This window comes from Mucilaginibacter roseus, assembly GCF_021215455.1.
In the GTDB taxonomy this organism is placed as follows: Bacteria; Bacteroidota; Bacteroidia; order Sphingobacteriales; family Sphingobacteriaceae; genus Mucilaginibacter; species Mucilaginibacter roseus.
The window spans coordinates 954,181-975,617 of sequence record NZ_JAJPWV010000002.1; the positions used below are offsets into that span (position 1 = coordinate 954,181).

General features: G+C 44.3%; 20 protein-coding genes. 3 read left to right on the forward strand and 17 right to left on the reverse strand.

From position 1 onward, the window contains the following. Positions 1-186: 186 nt before the first annotated feature. Complete coding sequence (recJ, locus tag LT679_RS09075) at positions 187-1,887, reverse strand: single-stranded-DNA-specific exonuclease RecJ (RefSeq protein WP_232177137.1); 1,701 nt, start codon at positions 1,885-1,887, stop codon at positions 187-189. A 132-nt stretch (positions 1,888-2,019) separates the two neighbouring features. Here recJ and LT679_RS09080 point away from each other — a divergent pair, with 132 nt between their 5' ends. Next, on the forward strand, positions 2,020-2,790 hold the full coding sequence (locus tag LT679_RS09080) for an MBL fold metallo-hydrolase (RefSeq protein ID WP_232177138.1): 771 nt from the start codon (positions 2,020-2,022) through the stop codon (positions 2,788-2,790). Here LT679_RS09080 and LT679_RS09085 read toward each other — a convergent pair. From LT679_RS09085 to LT679_RS09095, 3 genes are all read right to left on the reverse strand, one after another. Next, positions 2,787-3,203, reverse strand: coding sequence for a response regulator (locus LT679_RS09085; protein WP_232177139.1), 417 nt, complete (start codon positions 3,201-3,203; stop codon positions 2,787-2,789). The genes LT679_RS09080 and LT679_RS09085 overlap by 4 nt on opposite strands. Positions 3,204-3,536: 333 nt before the next feature. Further along, a complete protein-coding gene (gcvP, locus tag LT679_RS09090; RefSeq protein ID WP_232177140.1) occupies positions 3,537-6,428 on the reverse strand; it encodes an aminomethyl-transferring glycine dehydrogenase in 2,892 nt (963 codons plus the stop codon). Positions 6,429-6,581: 153 nt separating this feature from the next. Then, positions 6,582-7,295, reverse strand: coding sequence for a pyridoxine 5'-phosphate synthase (locus tag LT679_RS09095; protein WP_232177141.1), 714 nt, complete (start codon positions 7,293-7,295; stop codon positions 6,582-6,584). 338 nt (positions 7,296-7,633) lie between these two features. Here LT679_RS09095 and LT679_RS09100 point away from each other — a divergent pair, with 338 nt between their 5' ends. After that, positions 7,634-8,359, forward strand: a complete 726-nt coding sequence (locus LT679_RS09100; protein WP_232177142.1) for a glycosyltransferase family 2 protein — start codon at positions 7,634-7,636, stop codon at positions 8,357-8,359. Between the two features lie 4 nt (positions 8,360-8,363). Here the strand turns inward: LT679_RS09100 and LT679_RS09105 are convergent, their stop codons facing one another. From LT679_RS09105 to LT679_RS09125, 5 genes are read right to left on the reverse strand one after another with little or no spacing between them, the layout of a single operon-like run. Continuing rightward, positions 8,364-9,383 (reverse strand): asparaginase, encoded by a 1,020-nt coding sequence (locus tag LT679_RS09105; protein ID WP_232177143.1) that lies wholly within the window; start codon positions 9,381-9,383, stop codon positions 8,364-8,366. A 27-nt stretch (positions 9,384-9,410) separates the two neighbouring features. After that, positions 9,411-10,181 (reverse strand): TatD family hydrolase, encoded by a 771-nt coding sequence (locus tag LT679_RS09110; protein WP_232177144.1) that lies wholly within the window; start codon positions 10,179-10,181, stop codon positions 9,411-9,413. Positions 10,182-10,228: 47 nt separating this feature from the next. Continuing rightward, positions 10,229-11,218, reverse strand: coding sequence for an FKBP-type peptidyl-prolyl cis-trans isomerase (locus LT679_RS09115; RefSeq protein ID WP_232177145.1), 990 nt, complete (start codon positions 11,216-11,218; stop codon positions 10,229-10,231). Positions 11,219-11,278: 60 nt separating this feature from the next. Beyond that, positions 11,279-12,235 carry an FKBP-type peptidyl-prolyl cis-trans isomerase gene (locus LT679_RS09120; RefSeq protein ID WP_232177146.1) on the reverse strand — a complete coding sequence of 319 codons (957 nt, stop codon included), beginning with the start codon at positions 12,233-12,235 and terminating at the stop codon, positions 11,279-11,281. Between the two features lie 2 nt (positions 12,236-12,237). Beyond that, the gene (locus LT679_RS09125; protein ID WP_232177147.1) at positions 12,238-13,248 is read right to left on the reverse strand and encodes a DHH family phosphoesterase; all 1,011 of its coding nucleotides are present in this window, start codon (positions 13,246-13,248) and stop codon (positions 12,238-12,240) included. 188 nt (positions 13,249-13,436) lie between these two features. Here LT679_RS09125 and LT679_RS09130 point away from each other — a divergent pair, with 188 nt between their 5' ends. Then, positions 13,437-13,856, forward strand: a complete 420-nt coding sequence (locus LT679_RS09130) for a nucleoside-diphosphate kinase (RefSeq protein WP_232177148.1) — start codon at positions 13,437-13,439, stop codon at positions 13,854-13,856. 150 nt (positions 13,857-14,006) lie between these two features. Here the strand turns inward: LT679_RS09130 and LT679_RS09135 are convergent, their stop codons facing one another. The 8 genes from LT679_RS09135 to rplM form a co-directional block, all read right to left on the reverse strand. Then, positions 14,007-15,761, reverse strand: a complete 1,755-nt coding sequence (locus LT679_RS09135; RefSeq protein WP_232177149.1) for an ABC transporter ATP-binding protein — start codon at positions 15,759-15,761, stop codon at positions 14,007-14,009. 72 nt (positions 15,762-15,833) lie between these two features. Beyond that, positions 15,834-16,397: a ribosome recycling factor gene (gene frr / locus LT679_RS09140; RefSeq protein WP_232177150.1), complete on the reverse strand. Its 564-nt coding sequence runs from the start codon at positions 16,395-16,397 to the stop codon at positions 15,834-15,836. Between the two features lie 79 nt (positions 16,398-16,476). Further along, a complete protein-coding gene (pyrH, locus tag LT679_RS09145) occupies positions 16,477-17,181 on the reverse strand; it encodes a UMP kinase (RefSeq protein WP_232177151.1) in 705 nt (234 codons plus the stop codon). A gap of 31 nt (positions 17,182-17,212) precedes the next feature. Next, entirely contained in the window at positions 17,213-18,343 is a 1,131-nt protein-coding gene (gene nagA / locus LT679_RS09150) for an N-acetylglucosamine-6-phosphate deacetylase (protein WP_232177152.1), read from the reverse strand. A gap of 95 nt (positions 18,344-18,438) precedes the next feature. After that, entirely contained in the window at positions 18,439-19,290 is an 852-nt protein-coding gene (gene tsf / locus LT679_RS09155) for a translation elongation factor Ts (RefSeq protein ID WP_232177153.1), read from the reverse strand. Positions 19,291-19,381: 91 nt separating this feature from the next. After that, positions 19,382-20,233 carry a 30S ribosomal protein S2 gene (gene rpsB / locus LT679_RS09160; protein ID WP_232177154.1) on the reverse strand — a complete coding sequence of 284 codons (852 nt, stop codon included), beginning with the start codon at positions 20,231-20,233 and terminating at the stop codon, positions 19,382-19,384. Between the two features lie 21 nt (positions 20,234-20,254). After that, complete coding sequence (gene rpsI, locus LT679_RS09165; RefSeq protein WP_194100816.1) at positions 20,255-20,641, reverse strand: 30S ribosomal protein S9; 387 nt, start codon at positions 20,639-20,641, stop codon at positions 20,255-20,257. 27 nt (positions 20,642-20,668) lie between these two features. Beyond that, positions 20,669-21,106 carry a 50S ribosomal protein L13 gene (rplM, locus tag LT679_RS09170; RefSeq protein ID WP_194100815.1) on the reverse strand — a complete coding sequence of 146 codons (438 nt, stop codon included), beginning with the start codon at positions 21,104-21,106 and terminating at the stop codon, positions 20,669-20,671. Positions 21,107-21,437 lie beyond the last annotated feature (331 nt).

Below are 21,437 nucleotides of genomic sequence, written 5' to 3' on the forward strand. Positions count from 1 at the left end.
GCTGATTAAAAGGTTTATTCGTTAACGTGGAGAAGCGGCGGTTTGTTTGACTGTTTAAATAGTGCCGTTTTAATCTACTCGCCCCCCTGGCCCTCTCATTAAACCCAGAGCGAAATAAAACAATAATCCCTCTATACATTAAGTAGAGAGGGATGTCGAGCGATAGCGATGACAGGGTGAGTCAGACTAATAACACCTGATGCCCTTTATATTTAATTGCAGCGAGCGCTTGTCGCGCCATACATTTTCTTCGATACTGTAACATACGTCAAACGGCACACCAGGGCGTATCTGCTGCAAGCATTCGCCGTGGTTAAAAGCGATACAATCAAACCAGGCTGAGCCGGGCTGACTGATGCTCATCTTGATATGATTACTGCCTACCAGTCCCGGAGTACCGTTCACATATACATTTTTCGACAAAAACACCGGCGACATATTGCCCGGCCCAAATGGTGCAAACTGGCTTAGCACACGGAAGAATTTTCCATCAATATCCTTCAGGTCGAGTTCAGCGTCAATTTCTATTTGCTGGATTAACTGTTCGTCGGTGATAGAGGCGCTTACTACTTCCTCAAACTTATGCATAAATGCATTCACGTTTTCGAGCTTCATGGTTAAGCCTGCAGCATATTTGTGCCCGCCAAATTGTAATAGCAAATCACTACAACCACATAGGGCCTCATACAGATCATACCCCAAAACAGAGCGGGCCGAGCCTGCCACATGCCCGTTGGAGCGGGTGAGCACTACAGTTGGGCGGTAATATTTTTCGGTAAGGCGCGACGCCACAATGCCGATTACGCCCTTATGCCAGTTCTCGTTAAACACCACGGTTGATTTGCGGTTGATCATTACCTCGCTGGCGCCGATCATGCTCAACGCTTCGTCGGTTATTTGCAGGTCGTGCCCCTTGCGTTCTGTATTTTTTACATTGATAAGTGCGCCCTTTTCGCGGGCATCCACTTCATCGCATGATATTAGGAGCTGTACCGCGTGCTTGGCATCATCAATACGCCCGGCAGCGTTAATACGTGGCCCTAACAGGAACACAATATCGGCTATAGAATAATTGGCCGAGCGGCCCGCAACTTCCATCAATATCTTAATACCTGTACACGGCTCGGCATTAAGTTTTTGCAAACCAAAATATGCCAGTACACGGTTTTCGCCGGTTATTTGTACAATGTCGCAGGCTATGCTTATGGCAACTAAATCAACAAACCGCAATAGCTCGTCAAACGGAATATCATTTTTTTCGGCATAAGCCTGCAACAGCTTAAAGCCCACGCCACAGCCCGATAGCTCTTTATAAGGGTAAGCACAATCGGGGCGCTTGGGGTCTAACACGGCTACGGCTGCGGGTATGGTATCACCGCAGGTGTGGTGATCACAAATAATAAAATCGATATTGAGCGTATTGGCGTAATCAACCTTATCAATGGATTTAATGCCACAATCCAGCGCTATAATTAACGAAAACCCATTGGCTGCCGCATAGTCAATTCCCTGTGTTGATATGCCGTAACCTTCAGTATAACGGTCGGGTATATAATAATCGAGATGCGCGTACCTGTCCTTAAAAAAACCATATACTAATGATACCGCCGTGGTGCCGTCTACATCGTAGTCGCCGTAGATCAATATCTTTTCATTCCGGGCGATGGCAAGCTCAATACGCTCAACGGCCTGTTCCATATCCGCCATCAGGAATGGATCATGCAGGTGGCGTATATCCGGACGGAAAAAATACCGGGCTTCATCATAGTCATGAATACCACGGCTCACCAGCAAATGACTTAAAACGGGGTTGATGTTTAAGGCCTCAGCAAGGCTTTTTACTTCATCATGATCCGCTTTTTGCCTTACGGCCCACCGTTTATTCATATCTTTGCAGGGGATAAAACCCTAAATATATAACATTGGCTATTAAACATAAAAGCCAATTAAATTATTGTTAACAAAATAACATCGGGCTGATAGTTCTTTATCACAACCATCGGCAGGGATATACAAATCATGGAAATATTTACGCTGGGCGAAGGCTCTTACTCGGTAGACGCAACTAAAAAGTTCATTCCTTTTAATCCTGAAACTGACGACCGTAAAAGCCGCCCCGGCTCCTTGTTCATCCATGTAAATCCTTTCCTGATAAAAACAGCAACAGACCTGATCCTGTTAGACAGCGGCCTGGGTTATAAAGATACGCGGGACGAACTGTATCTGCATCAACATATACGCAACGCAGGCTTTGAGCCTGAAGATGTTACGCTGGTATTGATGTCGCACCTGCATTACGATCATTCGGGCGGGTTAGTGGTTGAGCGTGGCGGTAGTTTGCAACCCAGCTTTCCGCAGGCCGAGCACGTAGTACAACGCGGTGAGTGGGAATACGCACTGGCCGGCAAATCATCATCATACCACATCGATATATTTGAAGCCTTGCAGGATAGCGTTAACCTTACCCTTACTGAGGGCGACGGCACACTTAAACCTGGCATTACCTACCAGCTATCGAGCGGGCATTGCCAGTATCACCAAGTGTTTTTGATTGAAGAAAACGGCCAGAAGGTATTTTTTGGCGGTGATGAACTACCTGAACCAGAACAGCTGTTACGTAGATTTATTGCAAAATACGATTATGATGGCCGTAAAGCGATGGAACTACGTGAAGAGTACGGCAGGCAGGCGGCTAATGATGGCTGGCGCTGTTTATTCTACCACTCAAAAGGCACAACGGTTGGCACGGTTGCCTATGATGGCGAACACTTTGCCATACAACCGGCTTAATTTTCGATTACGCCAAAAATTTCTTTTATACGCTCAACATTAAGCGGTTTCGAAATAAAATCATGAACCAGCGGATAGGATTTGGCCTTGCTGATATCGTTGCTGAAAACTGATGAAGAAATAATATAGATCTTTGTTTTCTTAAGCGGATCAATACCCAGCCTGTTATACTCATCCAAAAAATCCCAGCCGTTCATTATCGGCATGTTAATATCAAGCAGGATGTAATCGGGTAAGCTTTCGGGGTCCTTTTGCTGCAACTCTACAAGCTGATCTATAGCAAACTTTCCGTTAAGGCACGCTGTAATACTTGTGTTTAACAACGCTTTTTTAATCAGCTTGATGGATATAAAATTGTTTATCTCATCATCGTCAACAAGTAAAACATTTATTGTTTTGCTAAGAATGCTCATATCAGGGGTATTATACGTGTGTTCAAATAAAAGGTTCTATTCGCAAAGGTTGTAAAGCTATAAAAAATACGTCTCACAATAAATCCTTCTTTAAAATCTCTAAGTAATTTTTATAGCGTTAGCCTCTGCGGAGTGCCCTTTTACTAAACACTGCTCAAAATTATATATAATATTATTGTTTTTATGTTTTCAAGAATATTATACAGGCAAATACGCAAATTGTTATGCAGTTGTTACTTAAACAAGCAATAAAATGTGGTTTTTTTATAAAAAAAACGCATAAACAATAAGCGGCCTTAACCCTATTGTTTATGCGTTAAATTTTGTGCTTAATTATTCAATTACACTTTCTTCAAAAGCATAATCTTCAAGCGGCGGACATGAGCAAATCAGCGTACGATCTCCGTATGTATCATTCACCCTGCCCACTGAAGGCCAGAATTTATAAGCCGCAACATACGGCAACGGGAACGCTGCCTTTTGGCGGGTATATGGGTGCTCCCACTGGTTGCCGGTAACTACGGCAGCCGTGTGCGGCGCATTTTTTAACGGGTTATCAAGCTTATCTAAAACACCGCTTTCAACATCTTTTATTTCATTACGGATAGCGATCATGGCATCACAGAAACGGTCAAGCTCATGCTTCGGCTCTGACTCTGTCGGCTCAATCATCACTGTACCCGCAACCGGGAATGATACAGTTGGCGCATGGAAACCATAGTCCATTAAACGCTTGGCTATGTCAGTAACCTCAACGCCTTGTGCTTTAAATGAGCGGCAATCCAATATCATTTCGTGCGCACAACGGCCTTTGCTGCCGGTGTATAATACCGGGTAATGTTCCTTTAACCTTGTTTTTATATAGTTAGCATTCAGTATAGCGTACTTGGTAGCGCTGGTTAAGCCCTGGCCGCCCATCATGGCTATATAGGCGTGAGAAATGATCAGAATAGATGCCGAACCCCAAGGCGCTGCCGAAACAGCCGGAATTGACTTACCTTTATCAATATCAACTACTGCATGGCCAGGCAGATAAGGCACCAGGTGTTTAGCTACACCAATCGGACCCATACCAGGGCCACCGCCGCCGTGCGGAATACAGAAGGTTTTGTGCAGGTTAAGGTGGCAAACGTCGGCACCGATATTAGCCGGACTGGTTAAGCCTACTTGCGCGTTCATATTGGCGCCATCCATATAAACCTGGCCGCCGTTTTCGTGGATGATATTGCATACCTCGATAATGCTTTCCTCAAACACACCGTGTGTTGATGGGTAAGTTACCATCAGGCACGAAAGTTCGTTTTTGTATTGCTCGGCTTTGGCTTTTAGGTCGGCAACGTCTATATTGCCATTCTCATCACATTTTACAACGATGATCTTCATACCGGCCATAGCTGCTGATGCCGGGTTGGTACCGTGTGCCGATGAAGGGATTAGGGCGATGTTACGCTGCGTATCTCCCCGATCCAGATGGTAAGCGCGGATAACCATCAAACCTGCATACTCACCCTGTGCGCCGGCATTTGGCTGCAAGCTCATGGCGGCGAAGCCGGTAATCTCGCTCAGCCATTTATCCAGTTCATCAAACAGCTGCATATAACCGCCGGCTTGGTCAACCGGTGCAAACGGGTGCATCTTACTGAATTCAGCCCAGGTAACCGGTATCATTTCGGTAGTAGCGTTAAGCTTCATGGTACATGAACCCAGGGCAATCATGGAGTGGCAAAGCGAAAGATCTTTTGCCTCAAGCGATTTGATGTAACGCAGCATCTCATGCTCTGAGTGGTGCGAGTTAAATACCGGGTGGGTAAGATAAGCTGATGTACGTTGCAACTCCGCCGGAATGGTGGTTTGCAGGTTGCCTTTCAGCTCATCAATATTAACATCATTCAGGGTTTTGCCCTTTACCTTGGCAAAAAAGCGAACAATGGTTTTAACATCTTCAACAGAAGTAGTTTCGTCAAGCGTGATGGTAACGGTTGAACCATTGTAGTTCAGGTTCATCTCGTTGTTTAAAGCTTCACCGTGTAACGGGCCAACCAGATCACCCAGATCAAATTGCAGGGTATCAAAGTAAGCTTTGTTTAGCTGCTTGTAGCCCAGCTCCTCTAAAGAGTTGGAAAGCAACACGCTTAAGCCGTGTATACGCTCGGCTATCAGCTTCAACCCTTGCGGACCGTGATATGCGGCATACATACCGGCCATAATAGCCAATAGCGCCTGCGCGGTACAAATGTTTGAAGTCGCTTTATCTCTGCGGATATGCTGCTCGCGAGTTTGCAATGCCATACGCAGGGCGTAGTTGTTGGCGCTATCAATAGTTACACCAATAATACGGCCCGGCATTGAACGCTTGTATTCTTCTTTAGTTGCAAAGAACGCCGCGTGAGGACCGCCAAAGCCCATCGGGATACCGAAGCGCTGGCTGCTGCCTACAACAATATCAGCGCCCCACTCACCCGGAGGCGTGAGCAGCACCAGGCTCATCAAATCGGCAACAACGGTTAGCTTGATGCCTTTTTCGTGTGCTTTTGCCGCGAAATCGCTGTAATTATACACCTCGCCGTTTTTGGCTGGGTATTGCACAATGGCGCCGAACATATCGTCAGTCAATTCAACTGATTCATGGCTGCCCATTACCAGTTCAATGCCATAAGGCTCCGAGCGGGTTTTTAGTATATCAATAGTTTGAGCGAAAAGCTCTTCGGAAACAAAGAATTTGTTGGCCTTTTGGTTTTTACGCAGGCTGTACTGCATAAACATGGCTTCGGCAGCGGCGGTACCTTCGTCAAGCAGTGATGCGTTGGCTATTTCCATTCCGGTAAGGTCAATAACCATCGTCTGAAAATTAAGCAACGCTTGTAAACGGCCCTGTGCAATCTCGGCCTGGTAAGGGGTGTATTGCGTGTACCATCCCGGATTTTCGAGGATGTTACGCTGAATTACGCCCGGAACAATAACATCATAATAGCCCTGGCCGATGTAGCTTTTAAAAACCTTGTTTTTTGACGCGGTTTGCTTAAGCGTATTCAGGTAATCAAATTCGCTTTTTGCAGGCGGCAAATTTAAAGGGTTCTTCAGGCGTATTTGCGCCGGAACGGTTTGTTCAATAAGCTCATCTAATGAATTTACGCCTACGGTTTTTAACATTTCGGCGGTGTCGGCTTCGTTGGGTGCGATGTGGCGCGACTGGAATTTCTCCTGGTAATCAGTGTTCAATTGCATGAAAATGTGGCCCTGTTAATATATGCCGCAAAGGTACAATTATTACGCCGATTATCAACCACCTAACATGTTATTGACATTGTGTTTACACCGTTTTATGCGGCAATGAACTTACCAGAAAAGAAAAGCTGATAAAACGATATATCTAACTGTTTACAGCTGCTCTAAATATTGCATTATTGTACTCTCTAACCCCATATATAACGCATCGCAGATAAGCGCATGCCCAATGCTCACTTCCAGTAAGCCCGGTATGTGTTCGGCAAAAAATTTCAGATTCTGCAGGTCAAGATCGTGCCCGGCATTGATACCTAAACCAACCTCGTTGGCCACCTTAGCTGCAGCTATGTAAGGCGCAATGGCCAGCTCCCGACCGTGCGAAAAATGGGTAGCATAACCCTCGGTATAAAGCTCTATCCTGTCTGTGCCGGTAGTTGCGGCCGCCTCTACCATTTGGGGTACCGGGTCAACAAAAATAGATACGCGTATACCTGCCTCCTGAAACATAGCGATAGTATCCTTCAAGTACTCTTGGTTGGCAATAGTATCCCAGCCGTGGTTTGAGGTAATTTGCCCCAACTCATCTGGTACTAGGGTAACCTGCGCGGGTCGGGTTTCCAGCACCAGGTCAACAAACTTTTGCTCGCGGCTGTTACCTTCTATATTAAACTCCGTGGTTATAACATTCTTTATGGCACGTACATCATCATAGCGAATGTGGCGCTCATCCGGCCGTGGGTGTACGGTAATACCCTGCGCACCGAAACGTTCGCAATCCATGGCGGCTTTTAACACATCGGGATTATTGCCGCCACGAGAATTGCGCAGCGTTGCTATTTTATTGATGTTTACAGACAAACGTACCATAAGCTCTTAACAATTATGAATTGGCAAATATCACTAATTAAGGTTTAAACAATAAAATGTATTTTTAGATTGTCTGCTTTAAGCAAATCATTTGCGATGCTCGATCTATCTCGCTTTGTGCATTTAATTCCCCACATCGTTACTTTTAATTCACCATCGGTAAACTTTCCCTTAAGTTTTAATTGTAGAACAATCTGCAAATATTCCGGTTTGGTGTAAAAAATACACTTTTTAAACTAACCTTCGCCAATTCTATCATTTATCTTCACAACGCCGTGTTGTAGGCATAATTATAGCACTTAAAGCTTATTATTTACTTTAACCGCAAACTATTGATCATGCCGATTACCAAACTTTCTATCATTATCCCGGCCTACAACGAAGGCCGCACCATCCATTTCATCCTTAACAAAGTGAAGAGCGTTACACTGCGTAATAACATTGCTAAAGAGATTATTATAGTGAACGACCGCTCGACTGACAATACAGAAGAAGCGATTAAAAGCTATATGGATGCCAATACCGATATGGATATTAAGTATTACGCGCATGAGGTTAATAAGGGCAAAGGCGCCGCGTTGCATACCGGTATTAGCAAAGCCACGGGCGAATACCTGATTATTCAGGATGCCGACCTGGAATATGACCCGGAGGAGTTTAATGACCTGCTTAAGCCGGTGGTTGATGGCTTTGCCGACGTGGTGTTCGGCTCGCGTTTTATGGGTGGTAACGCGCACCGTATATTATTCTTTTGGCATACCATAGGCAATAAATTTTTGACCACCTTATCAAACATGTTCACCAACCTCAACCTTACGGATATGGAAACATGCTACAAACTGTTTGATACCAAGATGATACAGGCGCTTACCCTGCGCGAAAAGCGCTTCGGTTTTGAGCCGGAAGTAACTGCTAAAATATCACGCGTACCAAAAATCCGCATTTACGAGGTAGGCATATCCTACTACGGCCGTACTTACGAAGAAGGCAAAAAGATAGGCTGGAAAGATGGTTTCCGCGCTATCTATTGCATTCTGAAATATGGTATGCTTGGCGTTAAATAACCGGTCAGGAGATAGTGAGCTCGCCACGGAGGTCGGTTTCAAGCCACTCCTTTACCTGTAGCGGATTGTTAGACTGGCCCAGCAGATACATCATTTTGGTTACGGCAGCCTCAAAGGTCATGTCGTAACCATTGGTTACACCAATATCCTTAAGCTGCTTGCTGGTTTCGTACCTGCCAAGTTCTACTGTACCAACCTTACATTGCGATATATCCAGGATAACCTTACCACCGTCAATAGCTTTTTTAAGCAGATCAATAAACCAGGCATCGGTAGTGGTATTGCCTGATCCGTAGGTCTCCATGATTACACCACGAACATCTGAAGCTAATATACTTTCTACCACTTTAGGGCTAATACCAGGGTATAATTTCAGCACAGCCACATCATTAGCGACCATGTTATGCACAATAATAGGCTCCGTTCCGGGCTGGCGGATATCATTTATGCTAAAGCGCAGGTGCACACCCGACTCAGCCAGTATCGGGTAGTTAGGCGAGCGGAAAGCCTCGAACTTTGATGAATTATATTTGAACGCACGATTACCACGGAAAAGCTTATAATCAAAATAGATACACACTTCGGGCACGCGGGCACGATCGTTCTTTTTGGCTTTGGCCAGCTCAATGGCCGTCATCAAGTTTTCCTTGGCATCGGTACGTACCGCGCTAATAGGCAATTGCGAGCCGGTGAATATTACCGGCTTATCCAGATTCTCGAGCATAAAGCTCAAGGCCGACGCGCTGAAAGCCATGGTATCTGATCCGTGCAGCACTACAAAACCATCAACCGAATCGTAATTCTTTTTAATCAGGCGAGCCAATTCGTTCCATATCTCCGGATTCATGTTTGATGAATCGATAACGGTATCAAACGAATGTACTTTTATTTTGCAATTAAGGCGCTCCAGTTCGGGCACATTGTCCATTATCTGCTCAAAGTTAATGGGTACAAGCGCTTTGGTAACAGGGTCGCTCATCATACCTATTGTCCCCCCGGTATAGATGATCAGTATCTGGTTCATTAATATATATTCTTATTTAAAATCAATTTATACCCCGAATATCTTCTTTGAATTAAGGGTAGTTACATCTGCCACCGTTTCAACATCAGTGTTGTATATATCGGCAAGCTTTTGCGCGATGTATATCAGGTACGAACTTTCGTTAGGTTTACCACGGTACGGAGTGGGTGTAAGATACGGAGAATCCGTTTCTAAAACTATATGCTGTAAGTCAATTTGCTCAACCACTTTATCCAGTCCGCTGTTTTTGTAGGTAACCACGCCACCTATGCCGAGGTAAAAGCCGAGGTCAATTACTTTTTTGCCGTACTCGGCAGTGCCGGTAAAGCAATGGAATATGCCGCGCAGTTTATCATCAGCCTCACTGGCCAATACTTTATATACCTCATCAAAAGCGTCGCGGCAATGTATCACTATGGGTAAATCAAGTTGTTTAGCCCAGTTGATCTGTGCTTTAAACGCAGCTATTTGCCCATCAAGGTAGGTTTTATCCCAATACAGGTCGATACCAATTTCTCCAATAGCGTAAATTTTATATTCAGGCTGATGGAAAGCTTTTATCTTTTCCAGATGATCTTCCCAGCCCGGTTTAACATCGCAGGGATGCAGGCCCAGCATCGGGAAACACATATCCGGATAGGCGTCGGTAAGGGCATAAACCTTGGGAACCGAATCTGCGTCGACATTCGGCAGAAACAACCGCTTTACATCATTTTGCAGGCAACGATCTATTAGTCCGCGGCGCTTCTCCGGGTCGGTTTCATAGTACAGATGGGTATGCGTGTCAGTTAATACCATGCGGCAAAAATAAAAAAGCCCCCTGATTAATATCAGAAGGCTTCAAATTAATTCGCTTTTTTAGTTGTGGCTGATTTTTTAGCCGCTGTCTTTTTGCGTACCGGCGCTTTTTTAGCAGGCGCTTTTTTAACTGGCGGCGGTATCACTTTTTTGCCGGGCTTAACTTTTACCAGTTCCACATCAAACACCAGTGTGCTGTATGGCATAATAACCGGCGGCGAGCCACGCTCTCCATAACCTAATGCGGATGGAATGATCAGGGTAGCCTTTGAACCCTCGCCCAGAAGCGCCAAACCTTCTTCCCAACCCTTAATTACACGGCCTTCGCCTTGTACAACCTCAATGGGCTCATACGTGCGACCGGGTTGCTGCAGGTTAGCTTTCTTAGCTTCGGCTTCAATGCTCGAGTCAAACACCTTACCGTCAAGCGTGCGGCCTACATAGTTAACCAGCATGGTATCGCCCGCTTTGGGCTTTAACTTAGCCGACTGTGTTTTAACAATATATTTTAAGCCGGATGGCGTAGTCATAACAGCCAGTTTGTTATCAGCTATGTATTTGTTTGCCGCGACGGTTTCCGCATCCTTAAGCCTGGCCATTTCAGCTTCTTTTTCGGCCATCGCTTCAGCCATTGATTGTACTTTCTCAATCTTTAACCGTGTAATAATGTTTGTACCTTTTTTCAGGAACGGCGGCATAGCATCCTCGTGACCTTTAAATATGGAATCAACAGGTAGCTTTACCATTGCGCTGTCCTTTGCGCCTAACAGGGTAAAAACATCCATCAAATCCATCATACTTTGTGAGGCGCGCACCTGCGTTTGCACCGGCCGACCTGCCTTGTAAGTACTGAACAATACCGAATCTTTATCGGTAAGCTGCTCAACCTGAAAAGTAATGATATCGCCCTCTTTAATGCGGGGTGCGTTGCCTTTTGTAACAATGGTATACTCAGCGCCTTTAGCTGTACGCTGCGTTTGTGCCAATACCGGCAATGCCATGGCGGCCAGCACAAACGATAAACAAACTTTTTTCATAAGTAATAAAAAGGCCCTCCTGATGGGTATCAGAAAGGCCGGTATTTTTAGAATTTCAAATTATTTTTTAACCGGGGCAGCAACCGGAGCTTGCGGTGCAGCACCTGCTTTTGGTTTTACAATATCAACCACCTCGATATCAAACGCCAATGGAGAGTATGGCGGGATAACGTTTGGTGAACCCTGCTCGCCGTAAGCTGAACTTGAAGGGATGATGAATGTACCTTTGGCGCCTTTGTTAAGCAATACCAATGCATCAGCCCAACCTTTAATGATGCCTGCTGAACCAACCGGAACACGGATGGGCTCGTATTTACGCATCGGGTTAGCAATTTTTTCTTTCTCGGCGATATCCTTAACGCTGGTATCAAATACTTTACCTGACAGTAAACGACCGGTGTAGTTAACAACCGCGGTATCACCTTCAACAACCTGAGGGCCACTACCTTGTTTAGTTATAACATAGCTAAGGCCTGAAGGGGTTTTAGTTACTTTCAGATCTTTCTCGGCAATGTATTTAGAGATTAATGCAGGCTCACGTTTTTTAAACTCTTCACCTTGTTTTTTGAAGTACTCAGAAATACGGCCCTGGAAAACCTGGTCGCTCAGTTTACCTTTTGGTATTACTTTTTCAACCTTCATTTCGTAAACCAGGTATTTACCTTTTAATTGCGGCGGACGCTGACCTTTAGGGAATACCGAGTCGATATTCATTTTAATAGTAGCGCTGTCACCTTCGCTAAGCAATTGCATAGCTGCGTAGATGTCGCCTTTTGACTGTGGTTTTTGCATCAAAACCGGCGTAGAGTTACCAGCATCGTAAGTTGATGACAGAACCGAGTCAGCATCGTTTTTAGCGATAACGTTAACTGCTAAAAAGTCGCCTTCCTTAATGGTAGTGCCTTCCTTATCGGTATGTATATTATAAAGCAAACCACCCGGGCCTTGCTTAAATCCACCGTTACAGCTCGCCAAGGCTATCGCGGCAAGCGTAAAAAACATGAAGCCTTTTTTCATTTCTATTGTATTAATAACTTTTTGTAGTTGGGTAAAATATCTTTTAATTCTTGTACAACCTGGTCAAGCGGCTTGTCTGATCGTCCGCCGGCAGCGTTACGGTGCCCCCCGCCGCTAAAATACTTCTTACAGATCTCATTAGCCGGAAATTCGCCTTTTGATCGCAGCGACAGCTTAATACCGTCAGTACGTTCAACAATAAACGCTGCAAGTTTAATATTGACAATTGAAAGCGCAAAATTTACTATGCCTTCAGTATCGCCCGTTTGCACATCGTATTGCTCCAGCTCCGCTTGGGTTACTGTTACGATGGCCGTGTTATAATCATAAAGCACCTCCAGCTTATTGCTTAGGCAATGGCCTAAAAAGCGCAGGCGGTTTTCGGTAGAGCTATTGTAAACCAGTTCATGTATGCGCCAGTTAACCGCACCGGCATTGATAAGCTCGGCGGCTATCAGGTGTACCTCCGCAGTAGTTTTTGGTAAGCGGAATGATGCTGAATCCGTCAGGATACCGGTATACAGACAGGTAGCCACATCCTTATTGATCAGTGCCTTGTTATTAAGCGCATCGGCAATAAAGGTGTATACCAGTTGCGCAGTAGCGCAGGCGTTAATGTCCCAATAACGGAAATCATCAAAATCCTCCGGCTCCAAGTGATGATCGATCATCAGCTTAACGGCCTGGCTGGCGCGAACGCTATCCGTCATGGCGTTAATGCGCGAAAGGGCATTAAAGTCAAGGCAAAAGATCATCTCAGCCTCGGCTATCAGCGTATCGGCGGCAGTAACGTTTTCCGTGTAGATGATCACTTCTTCGTTACCCGGCATCCAGCTTAAAAAGTCGGGATAGTCTGACGGTACAACAACTTTGGCGTGATGCCCCTGTTGTATCAGATAGTTATATAAGCCTAACGACGAACCCAGCGCATCGCCATCGGGCTTATGATGCGTGGTGATTACTATTTTTCGTGGCTGCTCTAACAGCCGGGCAACCGAGGCTATATCTAACATCAAACTTTTTTAAAAGGATTGCAAAGCTAAGATAAATTTCCAACGCATTGATATTAAGCTGTAACATTTTTAATTACATAATTTTTAGCCGATGAACGGTAAAGCGCTGCTGCTTTTGCCCTTATGGCAAAAACTTTTAAAAATAACGCGGCAAAAGGCTATTTTTGCGGCAACTTTAAACACTCAAGATGGAAACTAACAAAACATTTACCATGATTAAGCCTGATGCGGTTGCTAATGGCCACATTGGTGCAATACTGGATAAGATTACTAAAAGCGGATTTAAAATTGTAGCCCTTAAATATACCGCTCTTTCTGCTGCTAAAGCGGGCGAATTTTATGCCGTTCACAAAGAGCGCCCTTTTTACAGTGCCCTGGTTGACTTTATGTCATCAGGTCCTATTGTTGCTGCAATCCTTGAAAAGGACAACGCGGTTGAAGATTTCCGTAAACTGATCGGCGCTACAGATCCTTCAAAAGCTGAAGAAGGTACCATCCGTCAGTTATTCGCTAAATCAATTGAGGCTAATGCCGTTCACGGTTCAGATTCTGACGAGAACGCGCAGATTGAAGGCAGCTTCTTCTTCTCAGCTTTCGAGAAATTTTAATTGCTTTTACAAGCAAAGTAAAGGGCTTACGGTAACCGTAAGCCCTTTACTTTTTATGGGATTCTATACTATTACTTGTCTTTCTTGTTACCAATCGAAAGGACATAGTGATTTAAAACTTTCTCCCCCTCGGGGAGGATTTAGGAGGGGTTACGCGTCTATCACGTCCTTCTCGCCTATCTGCTGGCGCCACATAGCATAGTACAGGCCTTTTTGCAGCAATAGATCGAGGTGTTTGCCTGATTCTACAATGTTACCTTTCTCCAACACGTATATCCTGTCGGCATGCATAATGGTCGACAAACGGTGGGCAATCAAAATAGTGATATGATCATTCTTAACAGACACATCACGAATGGTTTCGGTGATCTCTTCCTCGGTCAGTGAATCTAACGCTGACGTAGCCTCGTCAAACACCAGTATATCCGGGTTACGCAGCAAGGCACGGGCTATAGATAAACGCTGTTTTTCTCCGCCGGAAACTTTTACGCCGCCCTCGCCTATTACGGTATCCAAACCTTTGTCGGCACGGGCCAGTAAACCCTGGCAAGCCGCACGGTGCAGCACGTTCATACACTCAGCGTCTGTAGCGCCGGGGCGAACGAACTGCAAGTTCTCGCGGATAGTGCCTGAAAACAATTGTGTATCCTGCGTTACAAAACCTATACGCTCGCGCAGCTGATCCAAATCAATAGCCTTGCTTGACACGCCGTTATATAAAATATCACCCTCAATAGGCTGGTATAAACCCACCAGCAACTTCACTAATGTTGTTTTGCCCGATCCTGATGGCCCTACAAAGGCAATAGTTTCGCCGGTATTGGTTTCAAAGCCGATGTGATTCAATGCATTACGGTTAGCTGTTAGATGCTTAAAGGTCACGTCCTCAAAAGAGAGTTTTTTCACTTTTTCAAGCAATACCGGTTTCTCAGGCTTAACATCAATAGGGGTTGATAATATGCGGCTAAAGTTGCCCAATGATACCTGCGCCTCGCGCCACGACAGGATCACGTTACCTAACTCCTGTAATGGATTGAATAAAAAGAATGAGTAAAATAGAAAGCTGAAGTATTGTCCCGGCGATATGGTATGCCTAAATATGAGCATCAGTAAAACCACCACCATTGCGCTGCGCACCAGGTTAACGGTAGTGCCTTGCACAAAGCTCATACTACGCACAAACTTTACCTTTTTCAATTCCAGATCGAGTATTTTGTAGGTGGTTTTATTTAACCGCTCAATTTCCTGATTGGCCAAACCAAGACTTTTTACCAGTTCGATATTACGTAACGATTCGGTTGTTGAGCCGGCCAGTGCCGTCGTTTCGCTTACAATATCCTTTTGCACCTTTTTGATACGGCGGCTCATGAGCGTACTAACCAAAGCAATTACCGGTATAGCGGCAAAATACACCAGCGTTACCCGATAGTTTACCGCCGCGGAATACACAATAACGAACACCATGCCCACGATGCTGACAAATAGTATGCTGATGAATGAGGTAATGAACTTTTCGCTATCCGTACGTACCTTTTGCAATATGCCCAGGGTTTCACCGCTGCGCTGATCCTCAAAAACCTGGTAAGGTAGTTGCAATGAATGCTTCAGGCCATCGGCATACATTTGCGCACCAGTTTTTTGCACAATAATGCTGGTAAAGTAATCCTGAAAGTTTTTCGCTATTCGCGATACCATGGCCACGCCAATAGCGTAACAAATTAAGCGTATTACGTTGTTGAGGTATTGGCTATATTCCAGGTGATCACGTTTTTCGATCACCTCGTCAACAATGCGCCCGGTAATATATGGGTCGAGCAGGGAGAACCCGATGTTGATAGCAGCCATGGCCAATGCAAGTGCTACCACCCACTTATGTTTGGTTAAATAAGATAAAAGCAATTTCATACAGGCCGCAAAAATAAAAAAAGGGAATGGCGTAAACCGCTCACTCCCTTTAATTTGACATTAGGTTGGTTATTAAACCGTCATTATATCTTTTTCTTTAGCTTCTGATAACACATCGCATTTAGCTATGTAGCTGTCGGTCAGCTTTTGGATCTCAGCTTCTCCGGTTTTGATCTCATCTTCTGATACTCCTTCAGATTTTAGCTTTTTGATCTTCTCGTTAGCATCTTTACGGATATTACGGATAGCGATCTTACCGCTTTCTACTTCGCCTTTGGCTTTCTTCACCAAATCACGACGGCGCTCTTCAGTTAGCGGCGGTACATTTATGCGGATGATGGTACCATCATTCGTTGGATTCACGCCAAGATTGGCATCCTTAATCGCTTTTTCAATAGGGTTTAGCAATGATTTCTCCCATGGCTGTACAACTATGGTACGGGCATCAGGCGTATTTACGTTACCTACCTGGCTCAATGGCGTTGGTGTACCATAGTAATCAACGGTAATATCATCCAGCATGGCAGGGTTTGCCTTACCTGCACGGATTTTTAAAAGTTCGTTATCTGTATGGTCAACGGCTTTTTCCATTAAAGCCTTTGCATCGTTAACCTGCTTTTTAATGAGTTCGCTCATTTTTATAAATTTTCAACAAAAATAATAAAATCATCCGTTCTGTATAACGGCTATTCAAAGGTACCTCCGGCAGAATATGTTATTTTACAATAGTACCCACGTGTTCACCCTGGGCCAGTTTCATAAAGTTACCTTCCTTGTTCATATCAAACACTACAATAGGCAACTTGTTCTCTTTACAAAGCGTAATTGCAGTCATGTCCATTACGTTAAGCCCTTTGTCGTATACTTCCTGAAAGCTGATCTCATCGTAACGGGTGGCTGATGGATCTTTCTCCGGGTCGGCAGTGTATATACCATCCACGCGTGTACCTTTCATTACCACATCAGCTTTTATTTCAATCGCGCGAAGTGAGGCCGCTGTATCAGTAGTAAAATAAGGGTTACCTGTACCAGCGCCAAATATTACAATCTTACCGGTGTGCAAATGCGTCATGGCACGGCGGCGGATGTAAGGCTCGCATATCTGCTCCATTTTTATGGCTGATTGCAAACGGGTTTCAATACCCAGATCTTCAAGCGCGCTTTGCATCGCCATACAGTTAATTACCGTTGCCAGCATACCCATATAATCAGCCTGGGCACGTTCCATACCTGATTTCTCAGCGCTTAATCCCCTGAAAATATTGCCGCCGCCAATTACTATGGCAACCTCAATACCGGCATCAAATACGGTTTTAATATCCTGCGCGTATTGCTGTACGCGGTTGTTATCAATACCATATTGCCTTTCGCCCATTAACGATTCACCGCTGAGTTTAAGTAAGATCCTTTTGTATTTCATCAGATATGAGTTATAGTGTTGTCAGTTAGTTTCAGTATTGTTGGTTTACGGCGTACACAATTTCACCCTGCAAAAAGGTAGTTGCAACCGTAAAACTATCATTAAAAATTATCAAATCGGCAAAATAGCCTGCTTCAATTTTACCTTTTTTTGTAAGTGATGCTAATTGCGCCGGGTAAAGCGATGCCATATTTATCGCCTCCGGCAAACTGATATCGACCTCTTTTACCCCATTTTCAACCGCCTTAAGCATAGTTAAAGCCGACCCCGATAGTGTGCCGTCCGGCATTACGTAACGGTCACCCTGTAGCTGGTGCTGGTAAGCGCCTTTATTGGCCACAGTAACTGCATCAGTAATAAAAAATAGCTTATCGCCCAACTCGCGTTTGGCTAAAGCAATCATAGGGAAACTTACGTGAACGCCATCCGCCACAATGCTGGTATAAGGCCTTTGCTCAAAAATGGCTGGAATAATACCCGGCTCTCGATGGTGCATTTGGGGCATGGCGTTGAACAAGTGCGTAGCCGCCGTTACAGGGCTATTGAAGAAGGACGAAGCTTGTGAATAAGTAGCATCAGAATGCCCGGCAGAGATAATGATATTTTGTGATGAAAGGTATTCCATCACTTCATCATCCTGTAGCTCCGGTGCTATGGTCATCATTTTAATAACACCTTCGCCACGCTCAACCCAGTTTTTAAGTTCGCTTAAAGTTGCTTTCTTGATATAGTTTTCGGGATGCGCGCCTTTGCGTTTGGGGTTAAGGTATGGCCCCTCAAGGTGTAAACCTAAAAAGTTGCCTTTAGCTTTTGGTAAATATTGCTTTGCCGCATCAATGCCCTGCAGCACCACTTCATCGCTATTAGTTGCAATTGTTGCAAAGAAGCCGGTGGTGCCTTGTTTTAGCAACACCTGTTCCATCTCGGCCAACGCCTCAACGGATGGCAAACCGCCAAACAGACTGGTACCGGCACCATAAATTTGCAGGTCAATAAGGCCCGGGGCAGTATAGGCTCCTTTCAGATCGATGCGCTCTGCGTCATCAGGGATGTCCCCGGCATCAATAATAGCTTTGATGTATTTACCTTCAATTAAAATAGCCTTGCCCGAAACTACTGCTCCGCCGGTTATTAATTGCGTGTTATGTAAGGCAGTAATCATCAAACATTAAATTGCCGAAACGCGTTCGGCACAAGGTAGTTAAAAAAGTAAATGCAAAAAAAATCCCCCTCGTTAAAACGAGGGGGATAATAAAATTAAGCTCCTAAAGCAACTCGCTTAAAGGCGGTTACGGTAAGGCCTTTTTCAACAGTTGCTAAAAACTGTGAAATATTTTTTGACGGGTCTTTAACAAACTCCTGGTTCAACAAGGTTGAATCTTTGTAGAACTTGTTCAGTTTACCGGCAGCAATTTTCTCAACCATTTCTTCTGGTTTGCCTTCGGCACGGATTTGCTCCTTAGCGATAGCTAATTCACGCTCAATAGTAGTAGCGTCAACGCCATCCTTATCAATAGCAACCGGGTTCATGGCAGCAATTTGCATTGCTACGTCTTTACCAGCTTCTTCAGCACCTTCTGCGTTAGCGCTCAAAGCAACCAATACACCTAAACGGAAGTTACCGTGGATGTAACCAATTACTTTCTCGCCTTCAACAATTTCGTATTTTGATACACCTATCTTCTCGCCAATTTTACCGGTTTTGTCGGTAATAGCTTCGCCGATAGAGATACGTGAAGTTTCAGTATCAATTTCAAGTTTGTACAGCTCATCAATTGAAGCCGGAGTTTTTTCAACAGCGGCGTTAGCGATAGCGTTAGCAAAAGCAATGAATTCAGCATTTTTAGCCACGAAGTCAGTTTCGCAGTTAAGCTCAATCACAACACCTTTTTTACCATCGGCAGAAGCACGGGCGATAACAACACCTTCGTTTGACTCGCGGTCCTGACGGCTTGCTGCTACTTTAGCACCTTTTTTTCTTAAATAGTCAATTGCTGCTTCAAAGTCACCATTGGTTTCAGTTAAAGCTTTTTTGCAATCCATCATACCGGCACCGGTTTGCTGGCGCAGTCTGTTTACGTCGGCGGCAGATATTTGTACTGTAGACATATTTTTTAAAGTTTTTTGTTTGCTTGGTGAGTAACGAATAATGAACAACAGGACTATGCCTGTTGTTCATTATCATTTTGTTTACTCAATATTATTCTTCAGTTGAAGAAGCTTCGGCAGATGGAGCTTCGGTCTCAGTTTCAGCGTCAGCTGTTACTTTACGTGCTCTTTTACCACCTTCGGCAGCAGCCTCTGGGCTATCAGCTTTTGCTTTAGCAGCAGCTGCTTCTTTTTCAGCTTCGTCTTCTTTCTCGCGTTTGCGCTCGTCTAAACCTTCTTCAATAGCTTTGATGATGATAGAAGTGATCAAAGAGATTGATTTTGTAGCATCATCATTCGCCGGAATCGGGAAGTCGATGTTTGAAGGATCAGAGTTAGTATCAACCATCGCGAAGGTTGGGATGTTCAGTTTCAACGCTTCAGAAACAGCGATATGCTCTTTCTTAACGTCGATCAGGAACAACGCAGCCGGTAAGCGGTTCAGGTCAGCAATACCACCTAATAAAGTTTCCAGTTTGATACGCTCACGCTGGATCATCAAACGCTCTTTTTTAGAAAGGATGCTGTAAGTACCGTCTTTAGTCAATTTATCAATGTTTGACATTTTTTTGATTGACTTGCGTACGGTAGCGAAGTTAGTTAACATACCACCTAACCAACGCTCGGTTACGTAAGGCATGTTTACTGTTTTAGCTTGTTCAGCAACGATGTCTTTAGCTTGTTTCTTGGTAGCAACAAACAAAACTTTACGTCCTGATTTTACTATTTGTTTGATGGCTGAAGCTGCTTCTTCAACTTTTGCCAAAGTTTTATTTAAATCGATAATGTGGATACCGTTGCGCTCCATGAAAATGTACTGAGCCATTTTCGGATCCCATTTACGGGTAAGGTGACCAAAGTGTACACCTGCATCCAGTAAATCCTGATATGTTGTTCTTGCCATTGTTGAGTCCTCCTTAAAATATTAACGTTTACTGAATTGAAATCTTCTTCTCGCTTTACGGCGACCTGGTTTTTTACGTTCAACCATACGGTCATCACGTGTCATTAAACCTTTAGCGCGTAATGCTGGTTTCTTTTCAGCGTCAAGCTCAACAATAGCTTTGGCGATAGCTAAACGAACGGCCTCAGCCTGTCCTTTAACACCACCACCTGCTACGTTTACCTTAACATCGTACTGGCCAGCTACACCCGCAACCTCTGATGATTGGTTAACGATGTATTGCAGTGGCAATGTTGGGAAGTACTCTTTGTAATCTTTACCGTTAACGGTAATGTTGCCATTGCCTTCGCTTAAATAAATGCGGGCAACTGCGGTTTTTCTTCTGCCTGAAGTGTTAGTTGTTGGCATTTCTTTTCTCCTTTAGAAATTAAAAAGTTAAATGGTTTTAGGGTTTTGAGCGGCGTGCGGATGTTCGGCACCGGCATAAACATGCAGATTACCAAATAAGGCCTTGCCCAAACGATTCTTAGGTAACATACCACGAACGGCTTTTTCAATTACGCGCTCAGGATGCTTTGCCATTAACTCCTTAGGAGAAATGAAACGCTGACCACCTGGGTAACCAGTGTAAGAAACATATTGCTTATCGGCAAACTTGTTTCCGGTCAGTTTTACCTTGTCTGCATTAATAACAATAACGTTATCACCGCAGTCTACGTTTGGGGTAAAGCTTGGCTTGTTTTTTCCTCTGATGATCATGGCGATCTTAGAAGACAAGCGCCCCAAAATCTCGCCTTCCGCGTCAACAACAACCCACTCCTTGTTAACGGTTTTTTTGTTGGCTGAGACAGTTTTGTAACTTAACGTATTCACTTGCTTAAAATTAAATTAATTAAACGTTTATTCTACCCGTAAAATTCGGGACTGCAAAGATACGTTTTATTTAAACTCTGTCAAATGCTTTTTAACTATTTTGTTTCAGGCTGTTAGCCGATAGCCGCCGGGGCGATTTTCAATACATTATATACATGAAAATCACACCTATTTATTCATCAAATCATTCTGTTAATTAATAGGCGTTTTATCCGGTCGGATATAACATATATAAATAAGTATCGCGCTCGGCGGCAAGTGCTCATTTCTTAATTCAGTTTCAGATAGCAGCGAATATTGGCTGTTTTTATTCTGAATAGACAACTTATAT